Annotated in this window: 23 protein-coding genes and 2 pseudogenes; 18 read left to right on the forward strand and 7 right to left on the reverse strand. The window is 70.7% G+C overall.

What is annotated here, in order from left to right:
- The first annotated feature begins 98 nt into the window (after window positions 1-98).
- Window positions 99-740, forward strand: a complete 642-nt coding sequence (locus tag ACFPIJ_RS04605; RefSeq protein ID WP_380113338.1) for a response regulator — start codon at window positions 99-101, stop codon at window positions 738-740.
- Between the two features lie 4 nt (window positions 741-744).
- On the opposite strand, the gene ACFPIJ_RS04610 is transcribed toward ACFPIJ_RS04605, so the two are convergent.
- Both ACFPIJ_RS04610 and ACFPIJ_RS04615 read right to left on the reverse strand, forming a co-directional pair.
- A complete protein-coding gene (locus ACFPIJ_RS04610) occupies window positions 745-1,632 on the reverse strand; it encodes a universal stress protein (protein WP_380113339.1) in 888 nt (295 codons plus the stop codon).
- Between the two features lie 114 nt (window positions 1,633-1,746).
- Window positions 1,747-3,357 carry a GAF domain-containing sensor histidine kinase gene (locus ACFPIJ_RS04615; RefSeq protein WP_380113340.1) on the reverse strand — a complete coding sequence of 537 codons (1,611 nt, stop codon included), beginning with the start codon at window positions 3,355-3,357 and terminating at the stop codon, window positions 1,747-1,749.
- Window positions 3,358-3,650: 293 nt separating this feature from the next.
- On the opposite strand from ACFPIJ_RS04615, the gene ACFPIJ_RS04620 reads away from it, so the two are divergent.
- The 5 genes and pseudogenes from ACFPIJ_RS04620 to ACFPIJ_RS04640 all read left to right on the forward strand — a co-directional run.
- Window positions 3,651-4,478 carry a universal stress protein gene (locus ACFPIJ_RS04620; protein ID WP_380113341.1) on the forward strand — a complete coding sequence of 276 codons (828 nt, stop codon included), beginning with the start codon at window positions 3,651-3,653 and terminating at the stop codon, window positions 4,476-4,478.
- Between the two features lie 134 nt (window positions 4,479-4,612).
- Window positions 4,613-5,179 carry a hypothetical protein gene (locus tag ACFPIJ_RS04625; protein ID WP_380113342.1) on the forward strand — a complete coding sequence of 189 codons (567 nt, stop codon included), beginning with the start codon at window positions 4,613-4,615 and terminating at the stop codon, window positions 5,177-5,179.
- 85 nt (window positions 5,180-5,264) lie between these two features.
- Window positions 5,265-5,390 carry a hypothetical protein gene (locus ACFPIJ_RS04630; protein ID WP_380113343.1) on the forward strand — a complete coding sequence of 42 codons (126 nt, stop codon included), beginning with the start codon at window positions 5,265-5,267 and terminating at the stop codon, window positions 5,388-5,390.
- Between the two features lie 42 nt (window positions 5,391-5,432).
- The gene (locus tag ACFPIJ_RS04635; protein WP_380113344.1) at window positions 5,433-5,828 is read left to right on the forward strand and encodes a hypothetical protein; all 396 of its coding nucleotides are present in this window, start codon (window positions 5,433-5,435) and stop codon (window positions 5,826-5,828) included.
- A gap of 92 nt (window positions 5,829-5,920) precedes the next feature.
- A pseudogene (locus ACFPIJ_RS04640) lies at window positions 5,921-6,175 on the forward strand (adenine nucleotide alpha hydrolase family protein); the annotation flags it as partial.
- Window positions 6,176-6,700: 525 nt separating this feature from the next.
- Here ACFPIJ_RS04640 and ACFPIJ_RS04645 read toward each other — a convergent pair.
- Genes ACFPIJ_RS04645 through gap form a run of 3 tightly spaced genes read right to left on the reverse strand, consistent with a single transcriptional unit; the run spans window position 6,701 to window position 9,412 of the window.
- Window positions 6,701-7,330 (reverse strand): hypothetical protein, encoded by a 630-nt coding sequence (locus tag ACFPIJ_RS04645; protein WP_380113345.1) that lies wholly within the window; start codon window positions 7,328-7,330, stop codon window positions 6,701-6,703.
- Between the two features lie 12 nt (window positions 7,331-7,342).
- Entirely contained in the window at window positions 7,343-8,347 is a 1,005-nt protein-coding gene (locus ACFPIJ_RS04650; RefSeq protein WP_380113346.1) for an Acg family FMN-binding oxidoreductase, read from the reverse strand.
- A gap of 42 nt (window positions 8,348-8,389) precedes the next feature.
- Window positions 8,390-9,412: a type I glyceraldehyde-3-phosphate dehydrogenase gene (gene gap, locus ACFPIJ_RS04655; RefSeq protein WP_380113358.1), complete on the reverse strand. Its 1,023-nt coding sequence runs from the start codon at window positions 9,410-9,412 to the stop codon at window positions 8,390-8,392.
- Between the two features lie 207 nt (window positions 9,413-9,619).
- On the opposite strand from gap, the gene ACFPIJ_RS04660 reads away from it, so the two are divergent.
- From ACFPIJ_RS04660 to ACFPIJ_RS04695, 8 genes and pseudogenes are all read left to right on the forward strand, one after another.
- Window positions 9,620-10,201, forward strand: coding sequence for a hypothetical protein (locus tag ACFPIJ_RS04660; protein WP_380113361.1), 582 nt, complete (start codon window positions 9,620-9,622; stop codon window positions 10,199-10,201).
- Between the two features lie 82 nt (window positions 10,202-10,283).
- Complete coding sequence (locus ACFPIJ_RS04665) at window positions 10,284-10,775, forward strand: flavodoxin domain-containing protein (RefSeq protein WP_380113360.1); 492 nt, start codon at window positions 10,284-10,286, stop codon at window positions 10,773-10,775.
- Between the two features lie 4 nt (window positions 10,776-10,779).
- On the forward strand, window positions 10,780-11,730 hold the full coding sequence (locus ACFPIJ_RS04670) for an ATP-binding cassette domain-containing protein (protein WP_380113347.1): 951 nt from the start codon (window positions 10,780-10,782) through the stop codon (window positions 11,728-11,730).
- Window positions 11,727-12,533, forward strand: a complete 807-nt coding sequence (locus ACFPIJ_RS04675; RefSeq protein ID WP_380113348.1) for an ABC transporter permease — start codon at window positions 11,727-11,729, stop codon at window positions 12,531-12,533. The genes ACFPIJ_RS04670 and ACFPIJ_RS04675 overlap by 4 nt, the downstream gene beginning before the upstream one ends.
- Before the next feature lie 179 nt (window positions 12,534-12,712).
- Entirely contained in the window at window positions 12,713-13,219 is a 507-nt protein-coding gene (locus ACFPIJ_RS04680; RefSeq protein ID WP_380113349.1) for an alpha/beta hydrolase, read from the forward strand.
- 137 nt (window positions 13,220-13,356) lie between these two features.
- A pseudogene (locus tag ACFPIJ_RS04685) lies at window positions 13,357-14,388 on the forward strand (phosphoketolase family protein); the annotation flags it as partial.
- An 11-nt stretch (window positions 14,389-14,399) separates the two neighbouring features.
- Window positions 14,400-15,224, forward strand: coding sequence for a nitroreductase family protein (locus tag ACFPIJ_RS04690; RefSeq protein ID WP_380113350.1), 825 nt, complete (start codon window positions 14,400-14,402; stop codon window positions 15,222-15,224).
- Between the two features lie 38 nt (window positions 15,225-15,262).
- Window positions 15,263-17,002, forward strand: coding sequence for a cation-translocating P-type ATPase (locus ACFPIJ_RS04695; protein WP_380113351.1), 1,740 nt, complete (start codon window positions 15,263-15,265; stop codon window positions 17,000-17,002).
- A gap of 340 nt (window positions 17,003-17,342) precedes the next feature.
- On the opposite strand, the gene ACFPIJ_RS04700 is transcribed toward ACFPIJ_RS04695, so the two are convergent.
- On the reverse strand, window positions 17,343-17,741 hold the full coding sequence (locus ACFPIJ_RS04700; RefSeq protein ID WP_380113352.1) for an RNA polymerase sigma factor: 399 nt from the start codon (window positions 17,739-17,741) through the stop codon (window positions 17,343-17,345).
- A gap of 36 nt (window positions 17,742-17,777) precedes the next feature.
- Complete coding sequence (locus ACFPIJ_RS04705; protein ID WP_380113353.1) at window positions 17,778-18,047, reverse strand: hypothetical protein; 270 nt, start codon at window positions 18,045-18,047, stop codon at window positions 17,778-17,780.
- A gap of 648 nt (window positions 18,048-18,695) precedes the next feature.
- On the opposite strand from ACFPIJ_RS04705, the gene ACFPIJ_RS04710 reads away from it, so the two are divergent.
- From ACFPIJ_RS04710 to ACFPIJ_RS04725, 4 genes are all read left to right on the forward strand, one after another.
- Window positions 18,696-18,986 carry a hypothetical protein gene (locus tag ACFPIJ_RS04710; RefSeq protein ID WP_380113354.1) on the forward strand — a complete coding sequence of 97 codons (291 nt, stop codon included), beginning with the start codon at window positions 18,696-18,698 and terminating at the stop codon, window positions 18,984-18,986.
- A gap of 139 nt (window positions 18,987-19,125) precedes the next feature.
- A complete protein-coding gene (locus ACFPIJ_RS04715; RefSeq protein WP_380113355.1) occupies window positions 19,126-19,650 on the forward strand; it encodes a hypothetical protein in 525 nt (174 codons plus the stop codon).
- A gap of 182 nt (window positions 19,651-19,832) precedes the next feature.
- Window positions 19,833-22,511, forward strand: a complete 2,679-nt coding sequence (locus tag ACFPIJ_RS04720) for a winged helix-turn-helix domain-containing protein (RefSeq protein WP_380113356.1) — start codon at window positions 19,833-19,835, stop codon at window positions 22,509-22,511.
- Window positions 22,511-22,690 carry a hypothetical protein gene (locus ACFPIJ_RS04725; protein WP_380113357.1) on the forward strand — a complete coding sequence of 60 codons (180 nt, stop codon included), beginning with the start codon at window positions 22,511-22,513 and terminating at the stop codon, window positions 22,688-22,690. The genes ACFPIJ_RS04720 and ACFPIJ_RS04725 overlap by 1 nt, the downstream gene beginning before the upstream one ends.
- Window positions 22,691-23,125: the final 435 nt, after the last annotated feature.

Consider the following 23,125-nt stretch of genomic DNA (forward strand, 5'->3'; position numbering starts at 1 on the left):
AGGACCCCGTTGCGTCGTGCCGGCACGTCTGCCGGTCCCGGGCCGGAGGGGCCGTTGGACCCTGCTCAGCAGGGCCGTTCAGGAGTACAACTGGACACATGATCCGTGTCTTCCTGCTCGACGATCATGAGGTTGTCCGGCGGGGCATTCGTGAGCTGCTCTGCCAGGACGGTGACATCGAGATCGTCGGTGAGTCCGGGTCAGCGGTCGAGGCCGTGCACCGCATCCCCGCGTTGCGGCCGGATGTGGCGGTCCTCGACGCCCGGCTGCCCGACGGCAACGGCATCGACGTCTGCCGGGACGTGCGGGCCGTCGACCCGTCGATCTGTGGCCTCATTCTGACCTCGTACGACGACGACGCGGCACTCTTCGCGGCGATCATGGCCGGCGCGTCGGGGTACATCCTCAAGCAGATCCGCGGCACCGACCTCATCGATGCGGTGCGGCGGGTCGCGGCCGGGCAGTCGCTGCTCGACCCGGCCGTCACCGCGCGGGTCCTGGCCCGGATCCGCGACGGCGCCGATGCGCCCGACGAGCTCAAATCGTTGACGGATCAGGAGCGCCGGATTCTGCAGTTCGTGGCGCAGGGCTTGACGAACCGCGAGATCGCGCAGGAGATGCACCTCGCCGACAAGACGGTCAAGAATTACGTGTCCAGCGTCTTGACCAAGCTGGGGCTGGAGCGGCGGACGCAGGCTGCGGTCCTGGCCACCAACCTGCTCCGCGACACCGGCCGCTGACCGGTCACTGCATGGCGGCGTCGCGGCGGATGACCGCGACGGTGCGCCGCGAATACCGCACCAGGCCGTCGCTGACCGAGCCGAGGAGCAGACCGTCAAAGCCGCCGTTGCCGCGGCGCCCGACGACGATCAGGTCGGCCCCGTCCGCCGCGTCGTTGAGCGCGCGGACGGGATTGTCACCACGGACAGTGTCATGGACGACCGCAACATCCGGATACTTGTCCTGCCAGGGTGCGGTCGCCTCGTGGAGCATACGGTCGGCAGCGGCCTGGAGCGGACCGGGTCTGGTGCCGTTGCCGGGCGCCGGCAATTCCCAGACGTAGACCGCCTCCAGGCGTGCGCCTCGCGCGCGGGCCTCGTCGAACGCGAACGCCACCGCGTCCGCCGACCCGGATGAGCCGTCGACACCGACGACGACAACCCGAGCCATGATCGCTGGAGGCCCGCGGGGGGTGGGCGGCGACACGACGAGCACGGATGTCCGGGCGTGTGTGACGACCTGGATGCTGACCAGGCCGGCCAGCAGCCCGCCGTAGCGGACCCTGGAGTCGGCCGTCACGATGGCGAGACCTGAGCCTGCCGACGCGGCCGTGATCGCGCTCGCCAGGCCGCCGTCGTTCACGGCGCCGGTGATCACGATGTCGGGGTGGGCGATGGTGGCGCGATCGATGATCCGGCCGAGCATGGCGCGGGTGCGTTCCGGTGTGTCGTCATCCGTCGTCGTGCGGGCCTGGAGCCATCGCGGGGCGGCCTGGTGGCCGTGGACGAGGTGGAGGCCGACGTGGTGGCGGGCTGCCTCCCACGCACCCAGCTCGACGGCAGCGGCATCGCCGGCCCCGGACCTGGCGGTGCCTTCGACGCCGACCACGATCGTTGCCTCGGTGCTGGTCATCACGCACCTCCTGTCACCGATCAGCATCACCGGTGGCGGGCGTGTCGGAACAGGGCCGGTCCGCCCTGAGCGGGCGGGACCTTCTGCCTTCCGGTGCGGGACGGCCACGCATCCTCAGTTGGCGAGCGGCACGGACCAGGTCACCACTGTGCCGTGGGGTGTGGCAGGTGTGACGGTGCAGCTGCCGCCGTGGCACTCGGCCCGGCGGTGCAGGTTCGCCAGGCCGTTGCCGACGCGCCCGGCCGGGCGAGATCCGGTCACCCCGACACCGTCGTCCGCGACCCGCAACGTGAGCCGACCGGATTCGATCACGACGGCCACCGCGACCGTGTGCGCGCCGGCATGTCTGGCCACGTTGGACAGGGCCTCGCCGAGGACGGCGAGCAGATCGGCGCGCAGGCTGTCGGCGACCGCCAGGTCAATCGGGCCGACGACCGCCAGGTGCGGGCGGAAGCCCAGCATCTGCGCCGCGTCGTCGACGGCCGCCGTCAACGCCACGCGAAGCGAGTCGGTGGGCGGGGTGTGCAACGCGAAGATCGCCGTCCGGATGTCGTGGATGGTCGTATCGAGCTCGTCGATCGCCTGGTCAAGGCGTTCCCGGACATCGTCGCGCTGCGTCCGGCGAGTCAGCGCCTGCAGACCGAGACCGGTCGCGAACAGGCGTTGGATCACCACGTCGTGCAGGTCGCGGGCAATGCGTTCCCGGTCCGCCACAACCATCAGCTGCTCGCGTTCCTCCTGGGCCCGGGCGCGTTCCAGCGCGAGCGCGGCCTGCGCCGCGAACGTGAGGATCATGTTCACGTCGGTGTCGCCGTCGAAGCCGACGTTGCCGGCTGCAAGGGCGACGACGAGCATGCCCTGCACCGTGCCGGTCATCGCCAGTGGCGCCAGCAGCGCCGGGCCCTTCGGCACGGCGACGGGCCATGGTGCGGCGGCGTCGAGGTCGTCGACGAGGACGTGGCCGCCGTCGGCGATCATCGCCTGGAACGGGGTGCCGGTGAGGGGGATCAATGCATCGTCGAGCGCCGGCGAGGCCGGGGCTGTGACGTTGACGTGCAGTTCGTCGGTCGTCTCCTCGTACAGCAGGATCGCGACCAGTGCGGCGTCGGCGACGTGGCGGGCGTGTTCGGCGACGAGTCGCAGCACGTCGGTCCGGTCGACGTGCCCGACGAGCGTGTTGGTGATCTCGGCGGTCGCCTCCATCCACCGTTGCCGGCGCCCGGCCGCCGCGTACAGGCGCGCGTTGTCGATCGCGATCCCGGCAGCGGCCGCGAGCGCCACCACGATCTCCTCGTCGGCGTCGCTGAACCGGTCCGCGCCGCGTTTCTCGGCGAGGTACAGGTTGCCGTACACCTGGTCACGGATGCGCACGGGTACGCCGAGGAAGCTGCGCATGACCGGATGGCCGGGCGGGAACCCGAACGACCGGGGATGGTGACTGATGTCGTCCAACCGGACCGGCTCCGGCTCGTCGGTGAGCAGGCCGAGCACGCCGCGGCCGGTCGGCAGGTCACCGATGTCGTGATGTTCGGCGACGGTCAGCCCGTCGGTGATGAACTCGACCAGGGTCCGGTCCGGTCCGATGACACCGAGCGCGCCGTAGCGGGCGTCCGCCACCTGGCACGCCGAGACCACGATCCGGGACAACGTGCTGCGCAGATCGAGATCCTCGCTGATCCCGACGACAGCCTGCAGCAGCGGTGACAACCGCTTGCGTGCCGCCATCACCGCACCGGCCGCTCACGAAACGCTGTCTGCAGACCCACGTTGCGACTCCGACCCGTCGATGTCCACGGCGAAGGCTCGCTGCGGCGCCACCGGGGTCCCGGGCGACACGTTCAGCGTACGCCTGCCGGCGCACGACGAGCCCACCTGATCGCAGCCCGTCGACCGCCTCGTGGGCGGCCCAGCGACCCGGGCCGAAAGCCTCTGTCGGTGACCCGACCGCCACGGCGACGCTGCAGGTGGTACATCATCGCTCACCGGGAGGCATCATAATCATCAGCCAGCTGCCGACTGTGGTCGGCATCGACGGATCGGCAGCGAGTCTCGGCGCCGCCCGCTGGGCCGCCCACGAGGCGAAACTCCGAGGAACACCGTTGGAGATCGTCCACGTGGCAGGCACGCCGCAGCCATACGACGTCCCGGACGACCCGCGGCGGGACGTGGCCGTCGAGGCCGCGGTCGAGGTCAGGATGTGGCAGCCCGGCATCAAGGTCACCACCGCCACGTGGCAGTGCAACCCCACGGCGGCACTCATCGAACGATCCCGGCACGCGGCACTCATCGTGGTCGGCAGCCGCGGGCAGGGCGGATTCAGCGCGCTGCGCATCGGATCCGTCGGCGCTCAGCTCAGCGGCCACGCCCGATGCCCGGTACTGGTCGTGCACCACGCCGACCGGTGGGCGGCACCCGCGGCGGCGCTGCCCCAGCACGGCAGGATCGTGGTCGGCGCCGACGGTTCCGTACCCGCGGCGCACGCCCTGGAACACGCATTCCTCGAGGCCACACTCCGGCGGACGCCCCTCACCGTCATGCGCGCCTGGCAGGCGCCGCACCACCGGCACGGCCGCACCCCGGACCTCGCCCAGATCCAGGCCGCCGAGGAGCAGCACCTCGCCGCCGACGTCGAACCCTGGGCGGCGAAGTTCCCCGACGTCGCGGTCGACCTCCGGACCGAACGCGGCAACGCCGCCGCGGTGCTGCTGGCCGCCGGGCAGGACGCGATCATGGTGGTCCTCGGCGCACGGGGGCGGGACGGGTTCGACGCGTTGCGGCTCGGCTCCGTCACGCAACAGGTGCTGCACCACGCCACCGGCGCGGTGCTGATCGTCCACGCCGGATGACCCTGGCGGGAGCAGGACCAACGGCTCCCCCGACGGAGGGCTTGCGCCTCTGACCCGCGCCCCGGAAACCGGCGAAACTGAACACGTCAACACATCGACACACTTAGAAGTTCCTGAAGGGAACGTGCGTCACCATGGCCACCCTCGCACCCCGCACCCGCATCGCCGCCACCCGCGGCGGCAGTGTCACGGCCGACGCCACCGCGACCACCTCCGCGACCGCTGCCCGGTATGTCTTCGGCGGCGTCCGGATCGCCCTCGGTTGGGTCTTCCTCTGGGCGTTCCTGGACAAGCTGTTCGGCCTGGGCCACGAGACCCTCGCCAAGAACGCCTGGATCGACGGCGGCAGCCCGACCACCGGATTCCTCGGCAAGGCCGCCGCCGGACCCTTCAAGGCCTTCTACAACGGCATGGCCGGCGCCGCAGCGGCCGACTGGCTGTTCATGGCCGCGCTGCTCGGCATCGGCGTCGCCCTGATCCTCGGCATCGGCATGCGCGCCGCCGCCATCGCCGGCACGCTGCTCCTGGTGCTGATGTGGACCGCCGTCCTGCCGCCGGCCAACAACCCGGTCATGGACGATCACCTCATCTTCGCCGGCACCCTGATCGGCCTCGCCCTGATCGGCGCCGGCAACACGCTCGGCCTCGGCACCTGGTGGAGCGGGACCGCGCTGGTCCGCAAGGCTCCCTGGCTGCGATGACACCACAGGCACCACGAGGCGGCGGGAACATCCGCCGCCTCGTTCCCTGTCGCACCCGCCGCCCCGCCGTAGAAGGAGCATCGCCATGACGACGACCAGCGTGCCTGTCACCACCGACCTGCCGGCGTGGCGTGATCTGCGGGGCGAGGGCTGGCGGGACCGGATCGACGTCGCCGACTTCATCCGCGGCAATGTCCGTCCACACCGGTGACGGCACCTTCCTCGACGGTCCGACCCCGCGCACGACGGCGTTGTGGACCCGGCTGTCGACGATGTTCGTCGAGGAGCGGGCCCGGGGTGTGTACGACGTCGACGCGCACACGCCGGCGTCGATCACCGCACCTCGTTCCGGTACCTGCAGACGCTGTACAACCTGGGACCGGCGCCGGAGCCCAACCGCGACGGGGACCAGGTGGCGGTGTACGTCGGCCGCTCCGCCGGCAAGCCCTGGTGGCGTAACTTCACTGACCCGCATCCGGTCCAGGTCAGCACCGGTGCACGCACCCTGGCGGGCACCGGCCGACTCGTGCTCCCCGGAGACCCTGACCGGACGGCGGCAGAACGGATCTACCGGCAGCGCTACCCGAAGGTGGAACCGTCCACGCATGACCCGAGGGTGCTCATCGACCTGGCCGTCCGGGGCGGGTGACGCCACGCACGGCGTTGCACGGCATCCCGTGCTGTGACGCGGTCAGGTGGGCCGCCGCGGGGGCGAACCGTACCTCCACCGCGCTGCACCTGGTGTACGTGTACGAGTTCGCCTGGCCGGGTGCGATGTACGAAGGGGTGGCCCCGCCGCTGGCAGACGAAGCGGAGCAGCACGCCGATCGGCTCGTGGCCGACATGGTGCGGGACCTACGCACGATGACGCCAGGCTTGGACGCCGTCGGCACGGCGATCCGCGGCGCGCCGGCCCAGACGCTGCTGTACCTGAGCGATCAGGCCAGACTGCTCGTCGTCGGCAACCAGGGCGGCGGCGGGTTCACCGACCTGCTGCTGGGCTCGGTCAGCCAGCAGGTCAGCACCCACGCCCACGGGCCGGTCGCGGTCGTGCGGGGCAGGACCGACGCCACCGACGGACCGGTCGTGGTCGGCGTCGACGGCTCCGACTCGACCAATCAGGCACTCGGGCTGGCGTTCGAAGCCGCCGTCGCCCGTGGCACCGAGCTCGTCGTCATCCGCACCTACGCCCCATCCACCCCGCCCGGCCGCATCGACCACAGCCCGGTCGTGATCCCCCCGGACGTGATCGAGGCAGAAGAGCGCCGCCCTGCACGCCGCGTTGGCCGGCTGGTCCGGCAAGTACCCGTCGGTCAAGGTCGAGGCGCTGCTGGTGCGGGGACACGCGGCCGAGGTGCTCATCGGAGTGTCGAAGACCGCGCAACTGATGGTCGTCGGCAACCGTGGCCACGGCGGCTCCGTCGGACAACACCTGATGCACCACGCAGCATGCCCGGTCGTCCGCCAGCCGCGCACCCGCCCGTTTCCTGCGGGTGCGCATCGGGCGGGATACGTCTGTCTTCAGGCCGGCACGGTGGTGGCACCCGGGCCGGTGGTCTCGCGCAGGTGCTGCTCACGCGCTGCGACGATCAGTCCGGCGTGCCATCCGGGGGCGCGGCCGCTGGCGGGTGGGCCGAGGTCGTCCGTGTGGTGATCGCTGCGGGCCAGCAGCCAGGCGGTCAGCGAGTTGGAGTTCCACATGTCGCCGGTACGCAGTTCGTCGCGGCCCCACGTCACGGCTGGCACTGCCGGCACGAGTTCCAGCAGCCGCCGGGCCCGTACTGGGTTGCGACTGACCTGCCGGGGGCCGCCGACGGCGTCGGCGATGTCGGGGATGACGCCCATGTGCCAGCGGCGGATCTCGTACCGGAACGCTGCGAAGCGGCCGAGCCACCTGGTGCCGACGGGGCCTTCCAGCACGACACCGCGATCGGCGGCCGGGGTGCTCCAGGCGGGGGTCATCTCCACCACGAACCGGTCGTCGCCGAGGTGTACCTCCAGCGCCGAGTGGTACAGGTCCCGGACCGCCCGATGTTCGTTGCGCGCCACAACTGCCTCGAACATCCGGCCGTTGAAGCGGACCGAACGGCCGCCGGCGCCGAGCGGCAGCCAGTACAGCAGCACGCTCGCCGCCGGTCCTCGGTCGGCCATGGGTTTCATGACCTACGCCCGGTCGATGATCTGGTCGGTCGGCAGCCGCGGGGCGTGCGGTGGTCCGGCCTCGGTCGCGTTGAAGTGGCCGAGCCGCACGACGAGGTACGGGTATCCGGTGCTGGCGATGATGACCCGCATGGCCTGGCGGGTGCTGATCACCTCGATCGGGGCACTGAACGGCAGCAGCGAGACGCCGAGCTCGGTGGCGGTCAGCCACCCCGCGGACAGGGCCTCGCCGGCGCGCAGCCAACTGACCAGTTCGTCGGTACGGCCGTACAACATGGCGAAGATCGCGGCCCGGTCCTGTCCCGAGCTGATCGGCAGAGCACCAGGGTGCCCGAAGTTCCGGCCAGGGACGGTGGTCCGGATGGTCCGGTCGGGAATGGCGGCGTCGGGGATGCCTGTGCCGGCCGGTCGGGTGCCGCCGGTCCAGTACGCGAGCTCCGTCTGCCAGGCGGTCTCACCGACCTCGGTGCGTTGAGCGTGGTCGGCGGCGCCGGCGAGGTCCAGGACCTGGTCGGAGGTCAGGACGTGCAGCCAGGTGTCCTCAGCCTCGACGTCCGCCGCGACGGCCTGCAGGTCCGCCGTGGCGACGGGCTCGCCGGTCACCGGACGGCGGTCAGTGCGCCGCAGCCGGACCGTCTGCAGACGGCGGAGCGACGGCAGCTCGACCGGCACGCGCCCGGCCGGGCTGAGGCGTGCGAGGTGGTCGGGATCCTCCGGGTCGGGCATGCGGGCCACCTCGACGTGCCAGCCCTGCGCGGCCAGGCTGACCCGGGCATGGTGCAGCGCGGCGCCGCAGCTCAGCGTCGCGAGCCGGGTGTCCGGATCGGTGACGTCCAGGACGCGGCTGCGCTCGAGGTACAGGTCCAGGGTGTTGCCGGCGAGCCGCCAACGCCATGGTTGGGTGTTGTGGATCGACGGGGCGTGCCCCGCCGCGGCGGCCGCTTCGACCAGCGCGTGCGTCACCGCGGCGGCGTCAGTGGGATGCGTCAGTGCGTCGGTAGGAATCATCGGGCTTTCCTTCCCTGCGGTACCCGCTGGGCGGGCCGCCGCTCAGTCGCGTGCCGCAGCGAACAGCTGGGCGAGGTCGACGAGGCGGTTGGTGTAGCCCCACTCGTTGTCGTACCAGCCGAGGACCTTCACGAGGGTGCCGTCGGCCTCAGTCAGACCGGCGTCGAACACACACGACGCCGGGTCGCCGATCACGTCACGGGACACCAGCGGCGCCTCGCTGTACCGCAGCACGCCCTTGAGCGGTCCATCAGCTGCGGCGGCGAACGCGGCGTTCACCTGCTCGACGGTCACCGACGTGGACAGCCGGCAGGTCAGGTCGGTGAGGGAGCCGTTCTCCACAGGTACCCGCAGCGCCACGCCACCCAGTCGGCCGGCCAGCTCCGGCAGGACCAGACCGACAGCCTTGGCCGCGCCGGTGCTGGTCGGGATGATGTTCACCGCCGCCGAGCGGCCACGCCGCAGGTCCTTGTGCGGCGTGTCCAGCAGCACCTGATCGTTCGTGTACGCGTGCACGGTGGTCAGGAAGCCCTGCTCCAGTCCGAACGACTCGTGCAGTATCTGCACCATCGGCGCGACGCAGTTCGTCGTGCACGACGCCGCCGACACCACGTCATGGCGGAGCGGGTCGTAGACCGCGGTGTTGACACCCATCACGACGGTGGCGTCGACGTCCTTGCCCGGCGAGGAGATGAGCACCTTGCCCGCGCCGGCCTTGAGATGCATCGCCGCGTCGTCGCGGGTGCGGAACCGGCCGGTCGACTCGATGACCAGGTCCACCCCGAGCTCAGCCCAGGGCAGCAGCGCCGGGTCCCGCTGCCGCAACAGCTCGATCCGATGACCGTCGACGATCATCGCGGTGCCGGCCTGGTCGACCTCGACCGTCGCACGCAGCCGCCCGTAGGTCGAGTCGTACTCCAGCAGATGCGCCAACGTCGGCGCGTCCCAAAGGTCGTTGACCGCGACCACGGTCAGGTCCTTGCCCAGCATGTCCCGGTCCACGAGACAGCGGACGAAGTCCCGGCCGATCCGGCCGAATCCGTTGATGGCGACCCGACAGGTCATGGCGTCCTCCTTGAGTTTGCCGTCCATGGCTTCACGATGGCACCGGACCTGACAAGGGCACCCGGGCCGAACGGCACCCACCGGCCGGGCATTCGCCCAGCCTCGAACGCGCCCACGACCCGCCCGGCGACAGAGGTCCAACGGCCCTGGTGCGCGGAGACGGCACGCAGTCGAATGAGGTCGGAGGTACCAGCCATGTGTTCCGCAATGTTGATCGATGAGCAGCTCCCCGCGTACGACGTCGTCGTCGCCGAACACGTCATCGTCGACGCCGACCCTGCGACGGTGTTCGCGGTGACCCGGGCCATGGACTTCATGACCGTCCGCGCGCCCCTGATGACCGCCGCGATGTGGGTGCGGGCCGTGCCGGACCGGGTGCGTCACCGCCCCACACCACCGTTGCCCCAACTCCACCTGGCCCAGGGCGTCGGCCTGCCGGGCTGGCTGTCACTGGGTGAACGTGCCGGCAGCGAGCTCGCGTTCGGAGCGGTCGGCAAGTTCTGGCAGCTCAACATCGAGTGGCGGGATGTGCCGGAGGCCGACTTCGCCGCGTTCGCCGAGCCGGGCTGGGGCAAGATCGCCTGCAACTTCACGTTCCTGCACCGCGGCGCGGGCACACTGCTCACCTACGAATGCCGCACCGCCACCACCGATCCCGCATCGCGGCGCAGGTTCGCCCGCTACTGGTGGCTGGTACGTCCGTTCGCCGCCTACATCATGCGGGCCGCGCTGGCCACGATAGCCGCCGAGGCGACCCGATCGCCGGCACAACTGCCGGTCACCGCCTGATGCCTGGCGGCCCGAACATGGAAGTGGAGAGCGTCGTGAGAGTTCTGGTCAGTGCCGCGAGCAAGCATGGGTCCACCGGGAGATCGCCGGCCGCATCGCCGCGGTGCTACGCACAGCGCTGCCGGATGGTGCTGTCGTCGACGTCCGCCCAGCGGCTGAGACCGCAGACGCGACCTCCTACGACACCGTCGTCCTGGGCAGCGCGGTCTACATGGGACATTGGATGCAGGAGGCGCGCATGGCTGCGGTACGGATCGCCGCCCGACCACCGCGGTCAGTGTGGTTGTTCTCCAGCGGTCCGATCGGTGACCCGCCCAAGCCGGATGAGGATCCGGTCGACGTGCGCGGCATCGTCGCGGCCACGAACGCCCGTGGACATCGCGTGTTCGCCGGCCGTCTGGACCGGCGCCGGCTCGGCTTCGCGGAGAAGGCGATGGTGCTGGCGCTGCGCGTGCCGGACGGCGACTTCCGGGACTGGGACGCGATCGACGACTGGACTCGACAGATCGCAGCGGAGCTGCGCTCGCTGTCACCCGTCGCCGCACACCACCCAATCGCCACCAGGGGACCGTGACAAGATGTCGCAAGGATCGGCACAGCTTTCAGCCGCAGGCCAGAAGATCGAGGCCCGGCATCTCACCAAGCGTTACGGGGCCACGACCGCGGTGCACGACCTGAGCTTCGATGTCCGGCCGGGTCTGGTCACCGGATTCATCGGCCCCAACGGGGCCGGCAAGACGACCACCATGCGGATGATCCTCGGCCTCGACCGCCCCAGCGGCGGCGACGTCACCGTCGGCGGACGACGCTACCGCGACCTGCCCGCCCCGATGCGCGAGGTCGGCGCGTTGATCGACGCCAAGGCCATCCACCCCGGCCGTTCCGCCTACCACCACCTGCTCAGCCTGGCGCAGAGCAACGGCATCCCTGCCGCCCGCGCGACAGAGGTGCTCGGCCTCGTCGGCCTGGACGCGGTCGGCGGGCGGCGGGTCGGCGGCTTCTCCCTCGGCATGTGCCAGCGGCTCGGGATCGCCGCGGCGCTGCTCGGCGACCCTCCGGTCCTCATGTTCGACGAACCCGTCAACGGCCTGGACCCTGAAGGCATCGTGTGGATCCGGCAGCTGATGCGTGAACTCGCCGCCGAGGGCCGCACCGTGTTCGTGTCCAGCCACCTGATGAGCGAGATGGCCCTCACCGCCGACCACCTGATCGTCATCGGCCAGGGCAGGCTCCTGCGCGACGAGGGGGTCACCGAGTTCGTCGAGTCGAGCACCCGGCACACCGTCCTGGTCCGCAGCGCCCGCCTCGAGGACCTGACCACCGTCCTGACCAAGGTCGGCGCGACGGTCCGGCCCAGCATCGACGACAGCATCGAGGTCACCGGCCTGGACAGCCGCGCGATCGGCGAACTCGCCGCCGCATATGGCTTCACCCTGCACGAACTGGCCACCCAGCACGCCTCCCTGGAGGACGCATTCATGGAAATGACCCACGACAGCGTCGACTACCGATCGAGCGTGCCGGCATGACCACCACCGCCGCGCCTCGGCACCGGACCGCCCGATACACCGATGTCCTGCGATCGGAGTGGACCAAGGCCCGGACCGTCCCGAGCACAGGATGGACGCTGCTCGCCGGGGTCGCCATCGGGCTCAGTCTCGGCGCGCTGATCAGTGGGTTCGCCGGCCGCCAGTACGCCGACGGCACGCCGGCCGTCCGCGCAATGTGGGACCCGACCTCGGTCAGCGGCGCCAGCCTGGTCATCGCGCAACTCGCGATCGGCGTCCTCGGTGTCCTCATCATCACGTCGGAGTACGCGACCGGCGCGATCCGCGGCGCCCTGACCGTGGTCCCCCGCCGCGGGAGGTTCCTCGCCGCCAAAGCCGTCGTCGTCGCCGGCCTGGCCTTCGGCGCCGCCGAGACCACCGCGATGGTCTCATTCTTCATCGGACAGGCACTGATGTCCGGCCACGCACCGACCGCCGCCCTCGACCAGCCGGACGTGCTGCGCGCCGTCGTCGGCTGCGGCCTCTACGGGATGGTCATCGGCCTGCTGGGGCTCGCCCTCGGCGTCCTGCTCCGCCATGCCGCGGCCGCCATCACGGTCTTGGTCGCCCTGCTCTACGTCCTGCCCGGCCTCGCAGCAGCGCTGCCCACGTCGATCGAACGGCCGGTCCTCAAGTTCTGGCCCACCCAGGCTGGCCAACAGATCGCCAACGTGGTCCCGGGCCTGCACGCACTGTCGCCGTGGGCCGGGTTCGGCATCATGTTCGCATTCGTCGCGACCCTCCTGGCAGCCGCACACTTCAGCATCCAACGCCGCGACGCCTGACCGGGAGGGCCAACCGCCCGAGACGGGTACGGGTCGTATCGACGATGAGTGGCCCGCTGTGAATCCGCGCGGCTCGAACCATGGGCGTAGGGTCAACAGCGCCGCCCGGTATCCGCTGGTGTGACAGTCCGTTATCGGCGGACGTGCTCATAGCGTGAGGTCTTCGTTACCCGGCAAGCGTGCGTCAGCAACACGACCGGGAGTGCGCGGCAACACGGCCGCGTCCGCCTCCTGCGCCTCCTGCGCCTCCGATCATTCCTGATCACCGATGTCACCCGCAGCCTCGCAAGACCGTTGGTCAGGTCGTCGAGCACTACACGACCATCATCGGCAAACTGGACAAGAAACCGATCGTGATCGGGCATTCCTTCGGCGGCCTGCTCGCCCAGATCATCGCCGGCCAGGGCCTCGCTGCAGCCACCGTCGCGATCGACTCCGCCCCGTTCCGGGCTGTGCTGCCACTGCCGATCTCTGCGCTGCGCGCCGCGAGCCCAGCCCTGGGAACCCCGCAAACCGGCATCGCGCCGTCCCGCTCACCTTCGAGCAGTTCCACTACGCGTTCACCAACGCGGTCGACGAGGTGGAGGCAAAGGAGCTGTATGAGACGTTCGTCGTGCCCGCCTCCGGCGCACCGATCTTCCAGGCGGCAGCCGCGAACCTCAACCCGTGGACCGAGGCGAAGGTGAACAGCACCAACCCCGCCCGCGGCCCGATGCTGATCATCTCCGGCGAGAAGGACCACACGGTGCCAAGAGCGATCTCCGACGCCATCTTCAACAAGCAGCGGCGCCACACCGCCGTCACCGAGTTCGTGGAACTGCCCGACCGCGGCCAGCACCTGGGCCCGCACGGCCGGGTGATGGAGATCCTGTCCGAGCACACCTGCCAGGGCTGGCTGGAGGGGTACCTGCTGACCGGCCGGCACGGCCTGTTCTCCTGCTATGAGGCGTTCGTGCACATCGTCGACTCGATGGTCAACCAGCACGCGAAATGGCTGCGCACCATCCGGCACCTGGACTGGCGCAAACCGGTCCCGTCGCTGAACTATCTGTTGACCTCGCACGTGTGGCGGCAGGACCACAACGGCGCCTCGCATCAGGACCCCGGGTTCATCGATCACGTCATGAACAAGAAGGCCGAAGTGGTGCGGGTGTACCTCCCGCCAGACGCCAACACCCTGCTGTCCGTCGCCGACCACTGCCTGCGCAGCCGCAACTACGTCAACGTCATCGTCGCCGGGAAGCAACCCGCGCCCACCTGGCTCGACATGGACGACGCCGCCCTGCACTGCGCCCGCGGCCTCGGCATCTGGGACTGGGCCGGAAACGACGCCGGCGACCCCCACGTCGTCCTCGCCGCCGCCGGCGACGTCCCCACCCTCGAGGTCCTCGCCGCCACCGACCTGCTGCGCCGGCACCTGCCCGACCTGAAGGTCCGCGTCGTCAACGTGGTCGATCTGATGTGACTGCAGCCCGTCGTGGAGCATCCGCACGGGCTGCCCGACGCCGAGTTCGACGCCATCTTCACCACCGACCGGCCGGTCATCTTCGCCTACCACGGCTACCCCTGGCTGATCCACCGCCTCACCTAACGCCGCGCCGGGCACCCGAACCTGCACGTGCGCGGGTTCAAGGAGGAGGGCACCACCACGACCCCGTTCGACATGCTGGTGCTCAACGACATGGACCGCTTCCACCTCGTCATCGACGTCATCGACCGGGTCCCCGGCCTCGCCCGCCGCGCCGCCGTCCTGCGCCAGCAGATGGTCGACAAACGCGCCGAGCACCGCACCTACGTCCGCAGCACCGGCGAAGACCTGCCCGAGGTCCGCGAATGGACCTGGCCCAGCGTATGAGGAGCACCATCATGTCGAACGACGCCCTGACGCACCCGACCGATGCCCTCGCCATCGGCCACGCCCTCACCGAGGCCGCCACCACCGCCGGCTACGCACCGTCGATCCACAACACCCAACCATGGCGATGGCGCATCACCGGCCATCTTCTGGATCTGTTCACCGACCGCAGCCGCGTCCTCGCCGTGACCGACCCCGAGGCCCGGCTCGCCACGCTGAGCTGCGGCGTCGCCCTGCACCACGCCCGCATGGCACTGGCCGCGCAGGGCTGGCAGGTCACGACGGCCGTCGAGGCCGAGGACACCTGGCTGCACACCCTGACCCCCGGACAGGTCCTCGAACTGGCCAGCGCAGCCGACCACGCCCAACGCAGCGAAGCCGACGACAAGAGCTGGCTGGAGGAACTCGCCTACTGGACCGGCGGCACCCGACCCGCGGGCACCGGCATCCCCGACGCCGCCATCCCCGACCGCGCGACCCGGACCACCGTGCCCAGCCGCGACTTCGGCCACGACGGCGACCTGGGGCTCAACGCAGGGCACGACAAGGCCGCGGTGTACGTCATGCTCCACGGCCGCACCGACGAACCATCCGACTGGCTCCGCGCCGGAGAAGCCCTGTCCGCCGGATGGCTCACCGCCACCGAACACGGCGTCTCCGTGCTGCCGCACAGCGCCCCGATCGAGGTCGTCAGCACCCGCCAGGCCATGCGGGTCATCCTCGCCAGCACCGGCTACCCCTACCTGGTGCTGCGACTCGGCACGATCGACCCGGCCGACGCCGGCCCGCCGTACGCCCCGCGCCTGCCCGCCGACCAGATCATCGAACAGTCGTAGCCGACGTCCCGCCGGATCACCACCTTCGAGGAGGCGACATGACCAGCGACCTCGCACCACCGAAGGAACTGCACCGGGGGCTGTCGTCTCCGGAGGCTGCGGCGCGGCTGGCCCGCGACGGCGGCAACATCCTGCCCCAGCGGCCCACCACCCCACTGTGGCGGCGCGTCCTCACCCAGCTACGGGACCCGCTGGTGCTGGTCCTGCTCGCCGCGGCGGTGTTCACGCTCGCCACCCGCGACTTCACCGACGCCGGTGTCATCCTCTTCGTCATCGTCGTCAACACCACCGTCGGCGTCATCCAGGAGGTCAAAGCCGAACGGGCGATCACCGCCCTGTCCGAGCTGACCGCACCCGACGCCCGGGTCGTCCGCGACGGCACCCAGCGGGAGGTCCCGGCCGCGGACCTCGTTGTCGGTGACCTGCTCGTCCTCGCCGAGGGCGACATCGTGCCCGCCGACGCCCGGATCGTGCAGGCGGCGACGCTGCTCGTCGACGAAGCCGCACTGACCGGCGAGTCCGCACCGGTCGACAAACGCACACCGGCGCACCCGGACGCCGCCGACGGGGTGGTGTCCGCGGGCACCGTCGTCGTCCGCGGCCGCGGACGGGCGGTCGTGACCGCCACCGGCCCGGCCAGTGCGATGGGTCGCATCGCCGCGATGCTGGTCACCGAGTCCGGGCTCACTCCGCTGCAACGGCGGCTGGCCGGCGTGGGACGGATCCTGGCCGGGGTCGCGCTGGTGCTGTGCACCGTCGTCCTCTCCCTCGGCCTGTTCCGGGGACAGCCCGTCGAACTCATGATCGTCACCGCGATCAGCCTCTTCGTCGCCGCCGTCCCCGAGTCTCTCCCGGCCGTCGTCACCCTGAGCCTGGCCCTCGGCGCCCGGCGGATGACCGCCCGCAACGCCCTGATCCGCCGTCTTCCCGCCGTGGAGACCCTCGGGTCGGTGACCGTCCTGGCCACCGACAAGACCGGCACCCTCACCGAAGGCACCATGGTCGTCCGGCAGCTCTGGACCCCGCACGGCGACGCCCTCGTCACCGGGGCCGGCTACAGCCCCGACGGCGACGTCAACCGCGACGGCCGCACCGTCGGCCCGGCTGAGGTGCCCGACCTGGTGGACCTGCTCACCGCGGTCGCGCTGTGCAACGACGCCGCCCTCCGCCCACCGGACGGTGACACCGCCAGCTGGCTGCCCGTCGGCGACCCCACCGAGGTCGCGCTGCTCACCGCGGCCACCAAGCTCGGCATCGACCGGGCCGCGCTCCAGGACGAGCTCCCCCGGCAAGCCGAGGTCCCGTTCGACAGCGACCGCAAACGCATGACCACCGCCCACCGCCTCCCGTCCGGTGCCGTCCGGATCGTCTGCAAAGGCGCGCCCGAGGCGCTGCTGCACCCGCCCTACCTGACTGACGACGCCGACCTGCTGCACCGGGCCGCGGTACGCGCCGATGAACTGGCCGGCGCGGGATACCGGGTCCTCGCCGTCGCCCAGGTCGACCGGCGCACCCTGCCCGAGGACACCGGCGCCCGCGAACACGGACTGCGCCTACTCGGCCTGGTCGCGATCCTCGACCCGCCCCGCGCCACCGCCGCCGCCACCATCGCCGCCTGCCAGCAGGCCGGCATCACCCCGGTCCTCAACCCTGCACACCGACTGATCGGAGAGCCACACCGCCGCACCCTCAGGGCACACGCACATTCTTCGGCCACCGCCGCCGCCATCGTGCGGCACCAACCTGAACGGACGCCAACATGCAGCAAACGTCCTTGACGACCCTGGTACGTCAGCAGCTCGAACGGGCACATGCCGCCTCCAGCGGCCGCAGCAGCTCCACCGTCTACGGCGGCCACGAGCACCAACTCCGCCAGACCGTCATCGCGCTGATCGCCGGCCAGACCCTCAGTGAACACGAAAATCCCGGGGAGGCCACCATCCACGTCCTGCACGGACGGGTCCGTCTCGCCGCCGGTGACACGTCGTGGGACGGCACCACCGGAGATCTGCTGACCGTCCCGGACGCCCGCCACACCCTCCAAGCCCTCGGGGACGCCGCGGTGCTGCTCACCGTGGCAAACGACAGTAGCCGCCGTCGCCACACCTACATCGCTGATCACCCGACCCGTCCGTCGCGCGGCAGGACCACGCGGGAGCAGCCGACTGCGGAATCACCGCGCCTGTCGGAATCGTCCGACGGGCCAAGGCGGATCAGTGCGTCCGACTCGAGGCGCATGTGCTCGTCATAGCCAGCGCCGAGCGTGGCAGGCCATGCTTGTGACCGGAGGTGCTCGCCAATGCGCCGATCTGCGATCCTCAGCAGCCAGCTGCGCGCGTCGTACAGTTGTCTCCGTGCGGGTGCGAGTCTCCACATCTCGACGAAGGCCGCCCGGGTGATCGTCGCAGCGGCGTCGATGTCGTCGATCCTGGCGCGGACGTGCCCAAAGATCGGGCGGACCTGAAGCCGGTACAGCTCGGCGAGAGCGGCCGGTTCCCGGTCCGCGATCCTGTACACGATGCCTGGCCAAGGTGCCACTCGTCGGCTGAGCCTTTAGTCGGTCGCGAATACCGTCGGCCGCCCGTTCGGTGCGGGCGGCGTCAGGGACGGGTCCGGGTCGTTTGCCGCTGGCGGCGATGCTGCCGCGGCGGTGGCATCGCGGGCCAGAAATGACCCGAGTTCGCCGATCGTGCTCATCAGCGGAGCGGGGAACACGACGGTGGTGTTCTTGTCGACGCCGAGCTCGACCAGGGTCTGCAGGTGAATATCGCCCGATTGGAGAACGCGCCCCGCGCGAAGCCGGGAACAGCGACGGTGGAGCAACTCGACCGGGTCGGAGAGTTGCTGCTGCAGGTTCTTACCTGTGGCCGGGGGGAGATCGCCGGAGTGCAGAGCTATGCCAGCGCGAATGTGTCCCAGCAGCCCGGCGTGGTGGTCACGTTCGTCGACGGATCGAAGCTAACGCGACGCCGGAGGTCTGAGCACACCCTGGATCGGCGACCGGGCGGCGGGTTGCCGCCCTTCGCGGGCGTCTGGGCGGTGCGCAGTCCCACGCGGCCCGGCGTCGCGAATGCCCGTGTCCGCGGATCGGCCCCAGGGCAACGACGACAGTTTGCCATGACGGTCAGCAGTCAGTGGGGCCGGAGTGACACGATCACGCTGTCGCTGAGCGCTCGTTCGGGTTCGCCTGCCCGGCAGAACGCGACAGCCAACGCCACGAGCGCGCTCACAGTCACTATGCGAAACGCCGCGTTTAGTAGTGTTTAGACGTTTGATCCAGACGGAGTTTCTTCATCTCTGCATCGCCGTGAAACGGGCGTAGGGTTAGGGCGCCGCTCCGGACCCGGGTGGCTCATCGCCTGCCGTCGATTGGCGCGTTCCTGTTGAGGTCGCCGCTCCCACAAGCCGCATGCATGCATCGTCGGCCCGATTCTGTTTCCGTTGACACCGGCGATGATCGGACGTACGGCTATGGCTGCCACGTATGGGCTGCTCAGCACACATCCGCCGACCCGCTGCGGGCTGGCCTTCTTTCATGGCGTCATCGCCGCGCACCGAACCACTGCCGGCAGGAAGGGCAGGCTCGTCCGGGTCACCGCCGTCGGCGACGACCCGCGTCCCGGCGTCGGCGTGGCACACACCTGGTCGGCCGGCAGCATCACCGGCGTCGCCGCGCAGTACGAGACGCTCGCGGCCGCACTCATCACCGCCGCAGCCGCGGGTCACGGCCACGCGGCGCGGGCCACTGGGTCCCGATCGTGAGCGAGGCGGCACTGGCGACGCGGAGCGATCTGGCGCTGACCCCTGACCCGCGGCGGGTGATCGTCAAACTGTTCATGCCCGGCGAGGACGCCGTACTGGTCGACCGACGCACCCACGCGCTGGCTACCGCAGCCAGTACATGCACCTGTCGGCGTTCCTGCTGGGCAACGGCGCCTCGGTCGGCCGGGGCGGCATCGTCGGCCGCTCCGGCGGCGCGGTCGGGGCGCCGGGCTCGGGATCGTCCACCGGCCCGCACTGCCACTGGCACATGATCGATCCCAGCGGAGTACGGATCAACCCGCTCGAATACATCGCCCAGCACCAGCCGCCCGCCCCCGGCGGACTGCCCAAGACCAGCACCGAGTCCGACGGCATCCCCGGCACGGTCTTCTACCAGCGGATGCAGAACTGGCTGCGCCTGACCAACGGCTACACCGGTCCGATCGACGGCGTCCCCGGCACCAACACCTACGCCGCCCTGCAACGCGCGATGCGCGGCTACGGCTACACCGGACCCATCGACGGCGCGCCCGGCATCAACACCTGGCGCGCCGTACAGCGGCTCGCTTCGGGATACGGCTACACCGGCCCGATCGACGGCGTGATGGGCCCGAACTCGTGGCGCGGCTTCGCCCGCTTCATCAACCTCGACGCCTGGGATTGACCCTCGCCGCCCACTTGTCCGGGGACCGGGCGGCGGCGATCTCGACCGGCCGCCCGGCGACGTCGACCGCGAGGGGTCCGAGTGCACACTGTCGAGTGACAGTTCTCAGTGACCCCTCGTCACACGCGCCGGATTTGCCTGTCAGAAACTGGCGTAATACAGCGGCATCCAGCACAGATGCTGTGATCGCGCGGGCGGGAACCGCATTGTTCGCTGCCGGTTGTGCTGGAGCGCCAGGGCGAGGTCGAGTTATGGTCAGGTGTCACCCCGGACCCCGGTGGCGAATCTGTGCCTGGATTCGATTCCCCCGGAGGTCCCTGGTGATCGGCTACGTTTCTCCGCGAGCGGTCGGCGCCGGCGGCCCGTCGATCGCAACAGCAGGGACGACACCACGCCACCTGCGGAGGTCCCGGCTGCACGACACGTTGGCCGTGCCTGATGCCTCGCGAATATCGACGATCTACGCACCGGCCGGCACGGGCAAGACCGCGCTCGTCGTGGACTGGATCGAGATGTTCGACGAGCAGCGCAGCGCGGTGTACGTGGATCTCGATGCCGGTGTGACGCGGTGGTGGCGCACGCCGCGGCGCGCGCCTTCGTGGTGGCCATCGGGGGAGGACCGTGTCACCGGGCTTGCCCAGGCGCTCCACGATCGCATCCCGTCCCGGGGTGCGGGGTCGGTGGTCGTGGTGCTGGACGGCACAGAGGCGGTGATCGGCGCCGGATTCCTGTCCCAGGTGCGGCGGCTCGCCGCCGGTGACGACCGCCTGCACATCGTCCTGCTGGGCAGACTCGCCCCGCCGGACGACAACCTGCAGCAACCTGGATCGTCGCAACACAGCGCGGTGGGCTGGCATGAGCTGGCGTTCACCGCGGCGGAGACGGCCGCGCTCTGCGCCAATCGGGGACTCGACCTGCCCACGGCTGTCAGCAGGCACCTGTTCGCGGTCACCGGCGGGTGGGCGGCCGGGCTGGTGGTCGGGGCGGCGGCGCTGAGCGGGGCACCGCACGAGCCGGAACGTGTGCTGAAACAGGTGCTACACACCGGCGCGGGCCTGTCGGAGTACATCCTGCAGGACGTGCTGGGCCGGCAACCGGCCGAACTGCGGCAGGCGGTACGCGACTCCTGCGTCGTCGAGTCGGTCCGCGCGGGCCTGTTCGACGCGCTGACCGGCAGGGCCGACGGTGCGGCGGTCCTGGCCGGCCTCGCCCGCAACAACATGTTCGCCACCCGTCTCGACCCGACGTCGCCCTGGTTCCGGTACCACCGGCTCTGGCGCAGCGCCCTGTACACCGCGCTGGTCGAGGACGACCCGGCCCACGCACGCCGGCTGCACGGCGCCGCTTCTGAGTGGTACGCCGAGCACGGACAGCCTGCCGAAGCTCTGCGGCACGCGTTGGCCGGCGCCGACCGATTATCGGCCGTGGCCGTGGCGACCCGGCACGGCGAGGAAATCCGCGAGGCGTCGCCGCAGGTCGCGGTCATCGCCGCGGCGCCGCGCCCATGGGCGTCGCTGTCCGCCGATGCACCACTCGCCCATGCCTTCGCCGTGCACCGCGGCGGCGATGCCACCGCCCCGTCGCGATCGTCCGCGCCCCGGCACCGGCGGGCGATGACCGGTGCAGCGGGCTCCGGATCGCTGCAATCCGCCGCGGCGTCGCCCGCGATCCACCCGGACGGCATACCGCTGGTCGACCCGATCCAGACCGCCGCGGTGCCCATCTGGCAGGCCTTGCGGCACGGTGACTTCGTGCAGGCGCAGGCGGCGCTGACGTCGTTCACGCCGGCTACCGGGGGACAGCCGCTGCACCGGACGACGGCGCTGCGGTTGCGGGCGGTCATCGCCCGGATGGCCGGTCGGCTGGACAGCGCCGTGCGCCATGCCCAGGACCTCGGCCGGACCGTCTGCGCGCACGGCCGCGTCGGCGCCCATGACGACGGCTGGGCGCGTCTCGTCCTGGCCGAGGTGGCCGTGCAACGTGGCGGCCACGATGCAGCGGTCCAGCATCTCGACACGCTCGCGGTCCAGCTGTGGCAGTCGGTGCCCGCGCTGGTCGCTGCGCAACGCCTGCAGGCGGCGCTGCTACTGCAGCAACAGCACCGGTACGCCGACGCGCTGGAGCAGGTCGAGCAGCTGATCCTGGACCGCGACGAGGCGCTGCTGGTGCCACGGTGGGCCGCTCGGGTGCTGCGGGTCGAGCTGCTCATCGCCACCGGCCGGGTCCTGGACGCCGAACGGCGCTGGCGACTCGACGCCGGCTATGTCAGCACCCCGGCGGCGGCGATCACCGAAGCGAAACTCGCCATCGCCCTGCGGCCGCAGGATCGCATCGACGGTTTGCTGCGGCCGGTCCTGCACGAACCGCGGACGTCGTTGTTCCACCAGATCGAACTGCGTCTGCTGCTGGCACACCAGTCGCACACAACCGGCGCGACCAGGCAGGCGGTGGATCTCCTGCAACAGGCGGTCGCCCTTGCCGACCGGCAGCAGATCCAGCATCCGTTCCACGCCAATCGCCGTCTGCTCGCCTCGACCTTCCACCAGCTCGGCACGGCAGTCTTCGCCGAGCCGGTCGGCGCGGTGCCGGGCCGCACCGCGCCAGCCGGCGCCGCCGCCCGTCGGTCCCAAGATCTGTTGAGCCGCGGCGAGGTCTCGGTCCTGCGGCAGCTGGCCAGCTATCGCACCATCGGTGAGATCGCGGTCGAGCTGCACTTGTCCCGCAACACCGTGAAGACGCATGTCGCGTCGATCTACCGCAAGCTGGCGGTGCACTCCCGGCGCGACGCCGTCCGGGCCGCGCGCACCATCGGCATCCTCGCCGCCGACGACCTTCCACCGGATGCGCGCCACTACCACTGATGCCTGACGTCTCGCCGGGCGTGCCTGACGAGCTGCCGAGTCCACCGAGGCGTTCGACGGGAACCTACGACACCCGTACGACCGCGGCCGGCGTCGCCACACTCACGATCGGCGGGTTCGACCCGCTGGCGAAGCATCGCGAGGCGGCCGCGGGCGGGTCGCCGTCGTTGTCGTACTGATCGCGTGCGGGTAGCGTTACTGGGAGTGATATTGCTGGATGACCAGGGACGAGCCACCGGCATGGATGAGTCGGAGGAATCGGACGAGCGTTCGAGTCCTGCGGCCTGGATGAGCTGGACAAGGCGTTCGAGCACCGCACTCAGGTTCTGGGCCCAGGGCATGGTGATGGTCCAGTTGGGCGGTCCCCTCGCCGAGGCGCTGGTGCGGATCCGGGCCTACGCCAGAGCCACTGACGGCCGTTGAGCGAGGTGGCCGCGGACATCGTGGCCCGAGCCTCACCAGGAAGGCCGGGAAGTTGTCATGACGACCGTATCCGAACAACGCCTGGCGACGATCTTTGTCGAGGTGGCCGACACCCTCGTGGGCGGGTTCGACCTGATCGAGTTCATGCAGATGCTCGCTGACCGCGTCGCCAGCCTGGTCGAGCACGCCAC

Source organism: Dactylosporangium cerinum, from assembly GCF_042653625.1.
Taxonomy (GTDB): Bacteria; Actinomycetota; Actinomycetes; order Mycobacteriales; family Micromonosporaceae; genus Dactylosporangium; species Dactylosporangium cerinum.